At 38.2% G+C, this 14,145-nt stretch carries 14 protein-coding genes; 12 read left to right on the plus strand and 2 right to left on the minus strand.

What is annotated here, in order from left to right; all coding sequences use genetic code 11:
• Positions 1 to 2 precede the first annotated feature (2 nt).
• The 3 genes from F4694_RS21465 (at position 3) to F4694_RS21475 (ending at position 4,071) form a co-directional block, all read left to right on the plus strand.
• Positions 3 to 986 (plus strand): diacylglycerol/lipid kinase family protein, encoded by a 984-nt coding sequence (locus F4694_RS21465; protein WP_179601721.1) that lies wholly within the window; start codon positions 3 to 5, stop codon positions 984 to 986.
• Entirely contained in the window at positions 973 to 3,120 is a 2,148-nt protein-coding gene (gene pulA, locus F4694_RS21470) for a type I pullulanase (RefSeq protein WP_179601723.1), read from the plus strand. Before F4694_RS21465 ends, pulA begins: the two co-directional genes overlap by 14 nt.
• 177 nt (positions 3,121 to 3,297) lie before the next feature.
• Positions 3,298 to 4,071: a phosphotransferase family protein gene (locus tag F4694_RS21475; protein WP_179601725.1), complete on the plus strand. Its 774-nt coding sequence runs from the start codon at positions 3,298 to 3,300 to the stop codon at positions 4,069 to 4,071.
• Here the strand turns inward: F4694_RS21475 and F4694_RS21480 are convergent, their stop codons facing one another.
• Positions 4,072 to 4,350 (minus strand): YtzH-like family protein, encoded by a 279-nt coding sequence (locus tag F4694_RS21480; protein ID WP_179601727.1) that lies wholly within the window; start codon positions 4,348 to 4,350, stop codon positions 4,072 to 4,074.
• 133 nt (positions 4,351 to 4,483) lie between these two features.
• Between F4694_RS21480 and trmB the strand changes: the two genes are divergently transcribed.
• A complete protein-coding gene (trmB, locus tag F4694_RS21485; RefSeq protein WP_179601729.1) occupies positions 4,484 to 5,125 on the plus strand; it encodes a tRNA (guanosine(46)-N7)-methyltransferase TrmB in 642 nt (213 codons plus the stop codon).
• Between the two features lie 78 nt (positions 5,126 to 5,203).
• Entirely contained in the window at positions 5,204 to 6,043 is an 840-nt protein-coding gene (locus F4694_RS21490; protein WP_179601731.1) for a YtnP family quorum-quenching lactonase, read from the plus strand.
• A 48-nt stretch (positions 6,044 to 6,091) separates the two neighbouring features.
• On the opposite strand, the gene F4694_RS21495 is transcribed toward F4694_RS21490, so the two are convergent.
• The gene (locus tag F4694_RS21495; RefSeq protein ID WP_179601733.1) at positions 6,092 to 6,418 is read right to left on the minus strand and encodes a PepSY domain-containing protein; all 327 of its coding nucleotides are present in this window, start codon (positions 6,416 to 6,418) and stop codon (positions 6,092 to 6,094) included.
• Between the two features lie 147 nt (positions 6,419 to 6,565).
• Here F4694_RS21495 and F4694_RS21500 point away from each other — a divergent pair, with 147 nt between their 5' ends.
• The 7 genes from F4694_RS21500 (at position 6,566) to murC (ending at position 14,073) form a co-directional block, all read left to right on the plus strand.
• The gene (locus F4694_RS21500; RefSeq protein WP_179601735.1) at positions 6,566 to 7,639 is read left to right on the plus strand and encodes a M42 family metallopeptidase; all 1,074 of its coding nucleotides are present in this window, start codon (positions 6,566 to 6,568) and stop codon (positions 7,637 to 7,639) included.
• Positions 7,640 to 7,688: 49 nt separating this feature from the next.
• Positions 7,689 to 8,204 carry a DUF84 family protein gene (locus tag F4694_RS21505; RefSeq protein ID WP_179601736.1) on the plus strand — a complete coding sequence of 172 codons (516 nt, stop codon included), beginning with the start codon at positions 7,689 to 7,691 and terminating at the stop codon, positions 8,202 to 8,204.
• 128 nt (positions 8,205 to 8,332) lie between these two features.
• Complete coding sequence (locus F4694_RS21510; RefSeq protein ID WP_179601738.1) at positions 8,333 to 8,848, plus strand: hypothetical protein; 516 nt, start codon at positions 8,333 to 8,335, stop codon at positions 8,846 to 8,848.
• A 16-nt stretch (positions 8,849 to 8,864) separates the two neighbouring features.
• The gene (locus tag F4694_RS21515; protein WP_179601740.1) at positions 8,865 to 9,179 is read left to right on the plus strand and encodes a thioredoxin family protein; all 315 of its coding nucleotides are present in this window, start codon (positions 8,865 to 8,867) and stop codon (positions 9,177 to 9,179) included.
• Positions 9,180 to 9,263: 84 nt separating this feature from the next.
• Entirely contained in the window at positions 9,264 to 10,076 is an 813-nt protein-coding gene (locus F4694_RS21520) for a DUF1444 domain-containing protein (protein WP_179602041.1), read from the plus strand.
• 177 nt (positions 10,077 to 10,253) lie between these two features.
• Positions 10,254 to 12,548 carry a DNA translocase FtsK gene (locus F4694_RS21525; RefSeq protein ID WP_407074921.1) on the plus strand — a complete coding sequence of 765 codons (2,295 nt, stop codon included), beginning with the start codon at positions 10,254 to 10,256 and terminating at the stop codon, positions 12,546 to 12,548.
• Positions 12,549 to 12,771: 223 nt separating this feature from the next.
• Positions 12,772 to 14,073: a UDP-N-acetylmuramate--L-alanine ligase gene (gene murC / locus F4694_RS21530; RefSeq protein ID WP_179601744.1), complete on the plus strand. Its 1,302-nt coding sequence runs from the start codon at positions 12,772 to 12,774 to the stop codon at positions 14,071 to 14,073.
• Positions 14,074 to 14,145 lie beyond the last annotated feature (72 nt).

Here is a 14,145-nt window from a genome sequence, read left to right on the forward strand (position 1 = left end):
GTATGAAACAAATCTACTTTATTATCAATCCAAAAGCGGGAAATGGCTACTGTTTAAATGTTTGGGGAAAAGTTGAGACAAAACTAATGGAGGATAAAATCCCTTACTTTGCTTTCTTTACAGAGTACCCTGGTCATGCAATCAAACTGGCGTCACAAATTGCTGCAAGTAATCATGAGCAAAAAGTCGTGATTGCCGTTGGCGGGGACGGAACCATGCACGAAGTTGTGAATGGGATTGTAGAATATAACAATATTACTCTTGGTTTTGTTCCTGGAGGCTCTGGAAATGACTTTTCTAGAGGCTTTCATATCCCCTCAGACCCAGAAGAAGCTTTATCGGTTATTCTTCGGCTGATAAAAAAGGAAGCAGCAATCATTGATATTGGAGAAGTCACAATGAAGGATGATTCTCAAGCGTATTTCATTAATAATATGGGTGCTGGGTTTGATGCATTAATTTCCTATGAGGTAAATCATTCTAAAGTCAAAGCTTGGCTAAATAAACTGTCTTTAGGCAGGCTGGTATACGTGTATTTTTTACTAAAAAAACTATTTTCTTATAATTGCACAACAATTGATTTATCAATTGACGGCAGAAGGCATATACTTGAAAAAACATGGTTTGTAACTGTTTCCAATCAACCCTATTATGGTGGAGGAATGATGATTGCACCTAAGGCGCACCCAGCTGATGGTCTCTTAGATATTACAGTAGTTCATAATTTATCAAAGTTGAAGCTATTATTGGTTTTTATTAGTGTATTCTGGGGTAAGCACATTCAGTTTAAAGAGGTAAAAACCTTTAAGGGACGAACGGTTTCTATTCAATCCTCTTCTTCCTTGTATGTCCATGCTGATGGCGAGAATCTAGGATACACTCCCTTAAATATTCATATTCAAACAAAAACACTAAAAGTTTTAACGAGGGTGGGAAGTATGCGAGAAACTGGTCTGAAAGAGAGGGACTCGAATGAACTCCAATGAACGTATTTTCCTAGCTTATTTAGATGAGATGGACATCATTACGATTCTTCTTCCACTTTCCTATCATCAAGGTTTGTCTTCCACTTTCTCGATCACTGACGAATCACAACGTGTTAGACCTTTGCAAATTATCAAGACGCAGCAAATTGAAAATCATAATAAATATATTTGTCGGCTTGCTGAGGAAATTTCTTTTGGGCATCCCCATTGGGTAATAGATGAGCATGGTGGAAGAACAGATCTTCAAATAGGCGCAGTGATTCGAACACCTGCATTTGATAATCGCTTTTTCTATGATGGAAACGACCTTGGCGTGAAATGCAGTGCTAATCAAACGCAATTTAAACTTTGGGCACCCACCGCCACACAAGTAAAACTAAAATTACGAAATCCAAACAATTCTTTTTCCGAAATTCTCAAGATGAAACGTGAAGCTAAAGGTGTTTGGTCAATCACGGTTAACGCTGATTTAGAACTTTATCAATATACCTTCCTAATCCTTGTAAACCAAGAGTGGAGAGAATCAGTAGATCCTTATGCTGTTGCTGTCACAGCGAATGGGGAACTCGGAGTTATTGTAAAGCTAGAGAAAACAAGGGTGGAAAAGGTCATGTTACCTCCCTTTGAAAATCCGGTCGATGCGATTATTTACGAAACACATATCAGGGATTTCACCATCCATCCAAATAGCGGTGTTAGACATAAAGGCCTCTATTTAGGAGCAAGTGAGCTAAATACAAAAGGGAAAGAAAGTGAGCCAACGGGGGTCTCCTATGTAAAAGATTTAGGAATTACTCATATTGAATTTCTGCCATTCAATGATTTTGCAGGGGTAGATGAATTGGAACCACATAAAGATTATAACTGGGGATATAACCCGATACACTTTAATGTTCCTGAGGGATCCTATTCCACAAATCCATCCAATCCTTATGCAAGAATTATTGAATTGAAGCAATTAATTGATGCGATTCATGAGCAGGGAATAAGAGTGATCATGGATGTAGTTTACAATCATGTCTACATTCGCGAAACTTCTTCCTTTGAGAAAGTCGTTCCAGGTTATTACTTTCGCCATAATGAGCTTGGCTTCCCATCGAATGGTACAGGAGTTGGAAATGATATTGCCTCAGAGAGGAAAATGGTGAGAAAGTTTATCGTTGATTCCATCCGTTTTTGGATGGAGGAATATCATATTGATGGGTTTCGTTTCGACCTAATGGGGATTTTGGATGTTGAAACCATGAAGGAAGTTAGGAAGACATGTGATAGCATTCAGGAGGGAACCCTGATAATCGGAGAAGGCTGGAACCTTAATACCCCGCTTCCTATTGATAAAAAAGCAATTATTCGCAATCAATCAAAGCTTCCTGACATCGGTCAATTTAATGATAAATTTCGCGATACGGTAAAGGGCAGTACTTTTAATTTGTATGATAAAGGGTACGTATTAGGTAATGAGCATTACTATGAGGGCGCTATTGATGTCATTACTGGAAGCATTGGATTCAATCAAGAAGATGGAGGTCTCTTAACTGAACCATATCAGTCGGTAAATTATGCTGAATGCCATGACAATCATACGATATGGGATAAACTTACTTCTTGCCTCCCAGATTCAGACCATGCTCTTCATATGAAATATCACCGGCTGGCAACAGGTCTTGTACTATTATCTCAAGGAATTCCTTTTCTGCACAGTGGTCAGGAATTCTTCCGGACAAAACGAGGCGATGGGAATAGTTATAAATCACCAGATCATATTAACCAGCTCGATTGGGATCGAAAACATCTTTTTAAGGACAATGTTGACTATATAAAGGGATTGATAAAAATCCGTAAAGAGTTACCTTGTTTTCGAATGAAAAGTGCTGATGAAATCCGAGCGAATACTCTTATTTTACCAATGCCGGCGCCTCTGATTGGAATTTCCTTTCAGATTCAGAGTAATGAGATCAATCAGGTGCTTTTACTCATCAACCCCTTAAGGAAGAAACAATCAATCGAAATTCCGGATGGAACCTGGACAGTAATTGCCAATGATAAAATAGCGGAAATTTATTCCAAACAGAAGGTTCAAGGAACAGAAATGGTACTAGAACCAGTTTGCTTAACCATTTTAGCAAAAAAATAGTTTCTTTAGATATACTTGACTATCAAAGCTAATTGGAGATAAAATTTAGTAAGATGGCTATTGTGTGTTATTGTCCAATAGCTTTTTTTATTTTTCTAAAATATATTTACTTAATTAAACTACTAAATGGAGTTTTGAGACCCATTTGAGAACGGCATAAATTGAAGGTGAACAATTTTGGAACATATATTAGGACAAGAATGGGAGATTGTCCCTGCGGGGGGCGCAACGGGAGAAGCCTTTTATGCTAGCTACGAAGACCAAAGGCTTTTTCTAAAACGCAATTCCTCTCCTTTTCTAGCAGTACTATCTGCAGAAGGAATCGTCCCAAAGCTTGTTTGGACAAAGCGATTGGAAAACGGAGATGTGATTACAGCACAGCAATGGCTGCCTGGACGAGAGCTAAAGCCGCATGATATGAATCATGAACGTGTGGCTAGAATGTTAAGGAAGATTCATCGCTCCGAACCAATGGTAGGGATGTTAAGCAGACTTGAAAAGCAGCCTTTACAGCCAGATGCAATTTTTCAATCTGTTGTCGTTGATTTGGATGAAGAAGTGTTATCATTACCGGTTGTGAAAAAAACGCTGAATTTTCTCTTAAATGAAGTAGCAAATGTCGTCAGTAATGAGAAGGTCGTTTGTCATGGTGATGTTAACCATAACAACTGGCTGCTTACGGAAGACAACCAGTTGTATTTAATTGACTGGGATGGTGCGATGATCGCAGACCCAGCGATTGATCTTGGGATGCTGCTTTATTGGTACATTCCGGAAGATAATTGGAATAGCTGGTTAGCAATGTATGGAAAACCGTTAACGGAAAACTTAAAACTTAGAATGAAATGGTATGTGGCACTTCAAACACTGTCTTCGATACAATTTTACAAAAACAAAGACCGTATTCAGGAAATGGATAAATGGATTGCTTTTTTAGATGAGCTTTTGTAATCAGGAATAACTGTCTATATTAGAAACCCATTGGGATAAGTTACCTTGATTAGAAAGAATATGCTCATCTAGGTCAGCGGTTTGAGCACCATACTGACTGTAATTATATACCTCCTGCAAAATGCTTTTAACATTTTGATCAATCTGTGTGTTCACCATTAGAGATTTTACTAATCGTTCCAATTGTTCACATTCAGAAACAGACCCACAGCAATCGGTTTGATGATTATTTAATATATCTTTTAGTAATGAAACTTGGTCCTGATGATTTAATGGCATGTTGGTACACCCTTTCAAGTGAAAATAAAAAAGAATTCACAGTTAGGTTGTGGATTCTTTTTTTGTTTATACATTAATGGGAACCCCCATTATTACCAATAATAAAAATATTATCTTTTATAGGAGTGGCATAATGAGACTTAGGAATAAACCTTGGGCGAAGGAAATGATTGAGAACCATCCACAATATATTGTTGCGAATCCCGAAAATTTTAAAGGAAAGTGGCATGAAGTTTTTCATAATAAACAGCCTCTTCATATAGAAGTTGGGACAGGTAAAGGCCGCTTTGTTACAGAAATGGCCAAAGCGCATCCTGATATTAATTATATAGGTATAGAACTTTACGATTCCGTTATTGTTGCTGCTTTAGATCGATTAATTGAAGCCGATTTACCAAATTTAAGGTTACTCAATGTCAATGCCAGTGAATTAAATAAATATTTTGAAAAAAATGATGTGGATAGAGTGTATCTTAATTTCTCCGACCCATGGCCAAAGACCCGCCATGAAAAAAGAAGGCTGACCTATAAGGACTTCTTAAAGCTTTACGAAAACATATTGGTTGATAAAGGAGAAATCCATTTTAAAACCGATAATCAAGGCTTATTTGAATATTCATTGAAAAGTTTTTCCGAGTATGGATTATTATTAACTTTCCTTAGCCTTGACCTTCATAAAAGTGATTATGAAGGAAATATCATGACAGAGTATGAACAAAAGTTCTCCGAAGCGGGGAATCGAATTTACCGTTGTGAAGTAAAATATCAAAACTAATCACCGGACAGTCTTATTCAAAAGACTGTCCTTTTTGAATATGGTAAAATATGAATAATCAATCAAAGGGGGCAGGGCATGGAGACTTTACTAATTGGCAGAGTTAAGCTTACGTGGTTAACAGGTGGTGTTACAAACCTAGATGGCGGCGCTATGTTTGGTGTTGTTCCTAAAGCTTTATGGTCGAAGAGGTATCCGCCAAATGACAAAAATCTGATTGAACTTCCTACCGATCCAATCTTAGTCCAAATGGATGGAAAGAATATTTTAGTAGAAGCAGGACTTGGAAAGGGAAAATTATCGGAAAAACAACTTCGGAATTTTGGTGTTACAGCTGAATCGGACGTACAGGGTTCATTACAGCAGTTAGGGTTAACTCCAGAGGATATTGATTATGTATTAATGACTCATATGCACAATGATCACGTTGGCGGACTGACAAAGTTGGAAGATGGGGGTTATAAATCAGTCTTTCCCAATGCTAAGATCATTACCACAACGATTGAATGGGATGAAATGAGAAACCCAAATATACGATCAAAAAGTACATACTGGAAAGAAAATTGGGAACCCATCCAAGCGCAAGTGATTCCATTTGATGAAAAATGGAGTTTAGGGGCTATTAGCATGTATCATACTGGCGGTCACAGTAATGGACATTCGATCCTTGTTATTGAGGATGAAGGCGAGATGGCTATCCACATGGCAGACTTAATGCCTACGCATGCTCATAAGAACCCATTATGGGTCATGGCCTATGACGATTATCCAATGGACTCTATCGCTGCGAAAGAGAAATGGAGTACCTATGCTGCCGATAAAGATGTATGGTTTACTTTTTACCATGATACCTTTTATCGTGCTGTAAAATGGGGAACTGATGGTCAAATCCTAAACAGTATAAAGAGGGTTAATTAAGGTGACGATATAAAAAGCCGTACCTCTTGGGATACGGCTTCTGTCTTTTTAAAGGGCAGGCTCTGTTGTGGACTTTACATCTAGAAGGGTTCCGGTCGAAGCGTCGGCAATGAATTCGAACTGTTCAATAACTCCATTTTGACTTTTAGAAATTCCGCCCTTATAAACTTGATAGGTAATTTGGTGCTTCTCAAAAGGCTCTGTTACCATATGTATCCAAGAGCCGCTAATCGGTCCATTTTGGTTAAATTGTTTTTTTACGTTTTCCAAAACTTTTTCAGGGGAAACATATGTTTTTTGTGAAATGATTTCCTTTACTGCATAGCCGCTGATTACTCCAACTGCTGCACCAAGGAAAAATGATTTCCAGTTCATAAGGCACCTCCAAAATTTCAATTTGCTTTATTTCCAGTATATCTCATTTATTAGCAAGAACATAATAAATCCTTGGTAAGAGGACATAAATTTCAGTAATATAAAAATATACATATTTAATTACATACTATTAAGGGGGAAAATACGTTGAATGAGCAAACATTAAATTTATTCAAAACTTTAACAGAACTCCCAGGAGCACCTGGAAATGAGCATTTGGTTAGAAACTTCATGAAAGAGCAATTATCTCAATATGCAGATGAAATAATACAGGACAGATTAGGCAGTATTTTCGGAGTCAAAAAAGGTAACCAAAATGGACCAAGAATTATGGTTGCCGGCCACATGGATGAAGTAGGATTCATGGTTACGCAGATCACAGATAATGGGATGCTTAGGTTTCAACCGCTAGGAGGCTGGTGGAGTCAGGTCCTATTGGCTCAGCGCGTTCAGGTCATGACCAATAATGGACCAGTTATTGGTGTCGTAGGATCAATTCCTCCTCATCTATTGGATGAGGCTAAACGAAACAAACCAATGGAAATGAAAAATATGCTAATCGATATTGGTGCAGATGATCGTGAGGACGCAGAACGAGTTGGAATTAGACCGGGCCAGGCAATCCTGCCGATTTGTCCATTTACACCAATGGCGAACGAAAAGAAAATACTTGCAAAGGCTTGGGATAACCGCTATGGCTGTGGGCTTGCGATCGAATTGCTTCAAGAGCTAAAAGATGAGACCCTGCCTAATACTCTCTATTCAGGTGCGACAGTGCAAGAGGAAGTAGGCCTGCGCGGCGCACAAACAGCAGCTAATATGATTAATCCAGATATCTTTTTTGCGTTAGATGCGAGCCCGGCGAACGATATGTCAGGAAGTAAATCAGAATTCGGTCAATTAGGAAAGGGAGCGCTCCTCCGGATTCTTGATAAATCAATGGTGACACACCTCGGAATGAGAGAGTTTATTCTTGATACCGCAGAAACAAATAAAATTCCTTATCAATATTTTGTTTCACAGGGCGGTACGGATGCAGGACGTGTTCACCAATCCAATGAAGGTGTCCCAAGCGGCGTAATCGGTATTTGTTCTCGCTATATTCATACACATGCTTCCATCATCCATATCGATGATTACGCAGCTGCCAAAGAACTAATCGTAAAACTAGTCAAGGCTTGTGATCAGACAATAGTAGACACCATCAAAGCTAAGAGCTAATCAGGAGGCATTTTTTGCCTTCTTTTTCTATGAAGAAGGAGTGTACGTAATGAAAATAGTAATTGGGTCGAATAACCCTGCAAAAATAGCCGCAGTAAAAAATGCTTTTCATTATCAACAAACGGAATTTCTTTCATTAGATATCCACTCAGGGGTCAGTGAACAGCCATACACAGACGAAGAGACGATCAAGGGTGCCATCAATCGTGCTGTTGGTGCTTTGGAACAGGGAAACGGAGATATTGGAATCGGACTGGAAGGCGGTGTCCAAGAGACTTCTTATGGTCTGCTGCTGTGTAATTGGGGAGCACTAGCCTCGAAAGATATGGAACCGATTATTGCTGGAGGTGCCCGTTTTTTACTTCCTCCGGAGATTGCAGAACGATTAAGAGCCGGCGAAGAACTTGGACCAATCATGGATGACTTTGCTAAAAAAGAAAATGTTCGAAAAAATGAAGGCGCAGTTGGTATTTTTACCAATGGATTAATCAACCGTTCAGAGATGTTTTCACATATAATGAATCTCCTAGTTGGTCAATATCACTATAAAAAAGCCGCTAGGTAGTAAAATTAGCTGCTACTAAGGATTTCTTTCTTTTTTCGACAACAAATATCGACAAAAGACTTGTCTTCTGAATATTATGGAAGGTATGATATAGATAGGACAATAGTCGTATTAGGAGGCGAAGAAAGATGAAATTCTTTAATGCCATTTTGATCATAATCTTATCTATGCTTATACTAAGTGCCTGTGGCAAATCAAATTTTAGATCCGAAAGTAAAGAAACCATTAGTGCAGTAAAAGAGGCTCTTAATGAAAAGGCGAAAAAAACAAACAAAAAAAGTGGAGATATTAACTTTTATTTACCCTTTGGATATGAAATTGAAGATGAATCTCCTAATAATATCATTTTAAAGAATGGGTCTAAACAATATATTCTTTTTAATAATCCGCAAGAAAATAAAATGAGCAATGTAGTTTATAAATCAACTGTTGCACAAAATAAAGACCTAGATATAAATGAACAGTTTAAGAAAAGTGGCCAGTTTGGCTACCTAATTATTAAAAAACTAGACGACGATATGAATGAAATGACGATTGGGATTGGCGGTACAAAGATTACAACATTGATAAAAACCAGCAGTATGAAAAATGAAGCTGCAGTAATGACACAAATGGTAAAATCAGTTTTAAATGACAAAAAATAAAGAAGGAGCGATACTGGTGAAAAATTTAGAGTCTATTGAGCAATTTGAACAACTCCGTGATGGAGGAAAAACAATATTTATGTTCTCAGCTAACTGGTGTCCAGATTGTCGGGTTATCGAACCTATACTTCCAGAAATTGAAGAAAAGTATAGTGAATTTACTTTTATTCATGTTGATCGAGATGAGTACATCGACTTATGCCAACAGTTGGACGTTTACGGTATTCCAAGTTTTCTTGCATTTGAAAAAGGGAAAGAGCTTGGCCGTTTTGTAAGTAAGGATCGCAAAACACAAGAGGAAATAGAAGCTTTTATTAACGGGCTAAAATAATACCGCCTTACTCCTCCATCTTTTTTGAGATGGGGGATTTTTTCATGTACAATTGGTGGGTAGGCTGGAGGGATAAAGATGAAGATGGATAGTATTAAAATGAAAAGAGAATTAGAAAAACGCTTAACTGCGGACAATCGGTTAATTACGTATGATCGTGAAAAGGATCAATTACGTATCGAAAATAAAGCCCTTGGAAAAGGAATCACTATCACGCTTGGGGGGATTGTTGCAAAGTGGCATTCTGAGAAGGAAAAGGCCATTGATGAAGTGGTTTATTATGTGGAAGAGGGACTAAGGGCCATGACGGACACAGTCCAGTTAACAGACCATGAGAAAAAGATTTTTCCGGTTATTCGCTCAACATCATTTCCTATCGAATCAGAAGAAGGTGTTGCTTTTTTAACGGAGGATCATACGGCTGAAACAAAAATCTATTATGCCTACGACATGGGGACTTCATACAGATTAATTGATTCACGAATCATGGAAAAAGAGGGATGGCAGTCTAGCCGCATTAAAGAAATTGCTTTATTTAATGTAAGGTCCCTAAAGACATCATTGAAAGAAGATCATGTTGCAGGCAATACCTTTTATTTTCTTAATTCAAACGATGGATATGACGCAAGCCGAATATTGAATAAAGGTTTCTTACATGATATGCGGAAAAAAATCACAGGGACAATGGTCCTTGCTGTACCACATCAGGATGTTTTAATCATTGCCGATATTCAAAATAATACGGGGTATGATGTTTTAGCACAAATGGCCATGAGCTTCTTTGCTAGCGGGCGTGTACCGATAACGGCGTTGTCATTTTTGTACGAGGATGGAGAATTAGAACCAATTTTTATCTTAGGTAAGACACGAAATGAAGACCGAAAAGGATCACGGTAAGTGGTCTTTTTTGCTTATTCTTAGATTTTTTGTCGAAAAATTAATAATACCTGTTAAAATAGAGTGATAGAAATAGTGGAAAGAGTGATAGTTTTGAGCTGGATCCAAAACTTTTTTCAAAAGTTTATAAAGGACAATCAGGATGAATATGCTGAATATGACATACATACTAAGCAGATGGAAAGGTCACTGCCTCAAAAAATAATCGAGGGCAGGTATCAACTTGATACAAAAATTTCCTATCAGTATCCTAAAGGAAAAAGACATATGTACGTGCAGCCAGAGGATCCGACTGTAAAATCAGAAAAAACGAATCGTCAAAAGAGAGTAGAGCTGCGTTCTGAAGTGCACAGTCCTGAAATAAGAAGAAGTTCTGACAGTAGAAGCACAGATACAAAGTCTAGGGAGGTAATTAACAAAAGTACACCTCCAATTAAGAAAAAACCGTTCCAGCTGACAGAAGTTCCTTCACCTGTTTATGGCTTTAGCAGACCTGCTAAACCTTCAGAAAACATTGTCGAGCATGAGTTAAGTCATTTCCTAGATGATGGTTCTGATAAACTATTGGTTTCAATTTTAGAAACAGAGAAAGAGCCTATGCCTGAAGTGGAAATAGCTGCCTCTGAGACAGCTGTTGCGATAGCTGAAATTGAGGTTATGGAAGAGCTTCCTGTAAATCAGCCAAAGGTTGAAGAGCAAGCAGCCCCGAGCAGCCTGGATGTACCACAGGATTCTAGAGAGGCACACACCCGAAAACGGTCCCATCTTCCTTTCAATGTGATGATGTTAAAACAGGATAAGTTAAAATGGGAAGAAAGAAAAAGCAGAAGAACTTTGCCTGAGCAGGAAGAAAAGGGTAAGGGAGAAACAACGGGAGTAAAGATAAAGCCAGAAAATATTGAATCAAAAGAGGAAATTCAGGTAGAACCCCCAAAAGTTGAAGTTTTCGCTAATAAACCGATATCGATTCAACCTGAGCTCAAAGTTGAAACCGTACCTGCTAGCAATATTTTAAAAGTGGAACCGATAGTAGAATCAGATTCAAGTTCATATGAATTTCCTCAGATGAACTTGTTAAACCCGCCTGTTATTGTAGAAGACGATACGGAATGGCTGTTGTATCAAGAAGAGCTATTAAATCAAACCTTGCAGAATTTTAATGTTGGTGCGAGTGTTGTTAATGTAACGCAAGGACCAGCTGTGACTCGTTTTGAAGTCCAACCCGAGCCAGGCGTGAAGGTAAACAAAATTACAAATTTAAGTGATGATATCAAACTTAGTCTTGCGGCAAGAGATATACGAATTGAAGCACCGATTCCAGGTAAACATACGATAGGTATTGAGGTACCAAACCAAAAATCACGTCCTGTGTTCATCAATGAAATTATTCAGAGTCCAGTATTTCGTGAATCAGCTTCTCCATTGACTGCGGTACTAGGTCTCGATATTTCAGGAAAACCAATTGTTACAGATTTAAAGAAAATGCCTCACGGGTTAATAGCTGGTGCGACAGGTTCTGGTAAGAGTGTGTGTATTAATACGATCCTAGTAAGTTTATTATTTAAAGCAAGTCCAGAAGATTTAAAGCTATTATTGATTGACCCTAAAATGGTAGAGCTTGCTCCCTATAATCGAATACCACATTTAGTTAGTCCAGTCATAACGGATGTAAAGGCGGCCACCGCTTCCTTGAAATGGGCAGTAGAGGAAATGGAGAGACGTTATGAGTTATTTGCGCATTCAGGAGTTCGCGACATAAACCGATTCAATGAGCTTGCCATCAAGCATAAACAATACTCGGATAAACTGCCGTTTATTGTGATTATTATTGATGAGTTAGCAGATTTAATGATGATGTCACCTGCAGATGTGGAAGAGGCGATCTGTAGGATTGCTCAAAAAGCAAGAGCATGTGGAATTCATTTAATTGTTGCTACGCAAAGACCGTCTGTGGATGTTATTACGGGATTAATTAAAGCCAACATTCCAACACGAATCGCCTTTTCCGTATCATCACAGGTGGATTCTCGTACCATTATTGATATAAGTGGTGCTGAAAAATTACTCGGTCGCGGAGATATGCTATTCTTAGAGAATGGTTCATCAAAGCCTGTACGTCTGCAAGGAACCTTTGTTTCAGATGAAGAAATTGATCTTGTGGTCGGGCACGTGAGAGAACAGCGTGAGCCTGATTACTTGTTTGAACAAGAGGAACTGTTAAAGAAGGCACAGGTAACAGAAGAAGAAGATGAACTCTTTTACGAAGCATGTGAATTTATTATCGAACAAGGGCTGGCGTCAACCTCTAGCTTACAGAGGAGATTTAAAATCGGTTATAACCGCGCAGCAAGATTAATGGATATGCTTGAATCTAATGGTTTTATTACCAGTGCTAATGGAAGTAAACCACGGGAAGTCTTGATTACGTTGGCAGACTTGGAGTCCTTGCAAGATACTGGTACAATGAACTAATCTTAGGTATTCTTTGTTAAGAAAAAACAAAAAATATACTGTTAATGAAGTATCAAATAGTTTTTATTGATGAACAATGATATAATACTTAAATGTGAATCACTCATTTATTTTCGTACATTAGCAAGTTAAAGCGCCAATGCGCTTTAGTATTAAAAATTAGCATTTCAAGATAGATGTCATATACTGTTTTACAGATAGACGTTGGTTGGAGGTTCTTTATATGACTATTTACCATTTTGTAGGTATTAAGGGGTCAGGAATGAGTGCACTAGCACAAGTTCTCCATGATATGAATTTCGATGTACAAGGCTCCGATGTCGAAAAGCGCTTTTTTACTCAACTGGCCCTTGAAAAATCAGGAATAAAGATTCTCCCCTTTCAAAAGGAAAACATTAAACCGGGGATGACTATTATTGCTGGAAATGCATTTCCTGATACTCATGAGGAAATTCAAGAGGCTATGAAGCTCGGGCTGCCGATTATTCGTTACCACCGCTTTTTAGGGGATTTTATGCAAAATTTCACCAGTGTAGCCGTAACTGGTGCACACGGTAAAACATCGACAACGGGTTTGCTGGCACATGTTATCAAGGGTGCAAAGCCGACTTCATTCTTAATTGGTGATGGTACAGGTAAAGGTGAAGAAGGCTCAAAATATTTTGTTTTTGAAGCGTGCGAATACAGAAGACACTTTTTGTCCTATTTTCCTGATTATGCGATCATGACAAATATAGATTTTGATCATCCAGATTATTTTGCCAATATAGATGATGTTTTTTCAGCATTCCAAGAAATGGCCGTTCAAGTTAAGAAGGGGATATTCGCTTACGGGGATGATGAACAACTTCAAAAAATTCAGGCAAAGGTCCCTGTTTTGTTTTATGGATTTGGTGAGGAAAATGACTACCAAGCCAAAAATCTTGTGAAAAGTACTAGTGGAACGACATTTGATGTATTTATTCGCAATACATTTTATGATACGTTTACAATTCCTACTTTCGGTGAGCATAGTGTATTAAATGCGCTTTCCGTTATTGGGGTATGCCACTATGAAGAAATCGATGTGTCAATTGTAAAAGAACAATTGGAATCCTTCCAGGGTGTGAAAAGAAGATTTTCGGAAAAAAGAATTGGATCACAAATTTTGATTGACGATTATGCCCATCACCCAACGGAAATTAAAGCTACCATCGATGCTGCTAATCAAAAATACCCAGATCGAGAAATTGTAGCCGTGTTTCAGCCTCATACGTTCTCGAGAACTCAGGCTTTTCTAGAGGATTTTGCGAAAAGCTTGAGACTTGCCGATAAAACGTATTTGTGTGAAATTTTTGGCTCTGCTAGAGAAAATCATGGGAAGTTGACGATAAAGGATCTTCAAACAAAAATTGAAGGGGCAGAAATTTTATCGGAAGAAAATACCTCCCTGCTTGAGAAACATAAAAATAGCGTCATAATCTTTATGGGTGCAGGAGATATCCAAAAATTCCAAGAATCCTATGAAAAGCAGTTAACTCTATAAAAAAGAAAGGATGCCAGTCCAACTGACATCCTTTCTTTTTTTAGAATTGTCTAGCTCCAGCGCCTGGACAAG

This window comes from Neobacillus driksii, from assembly GCF_013409995.1.
GTDB classification, from domain to species: domain Bacteria; phylum Bacillota; class Bacilli; order Bacillales; family Cytobacillaceae; genus Neobacillus; species Neobacillus driksii.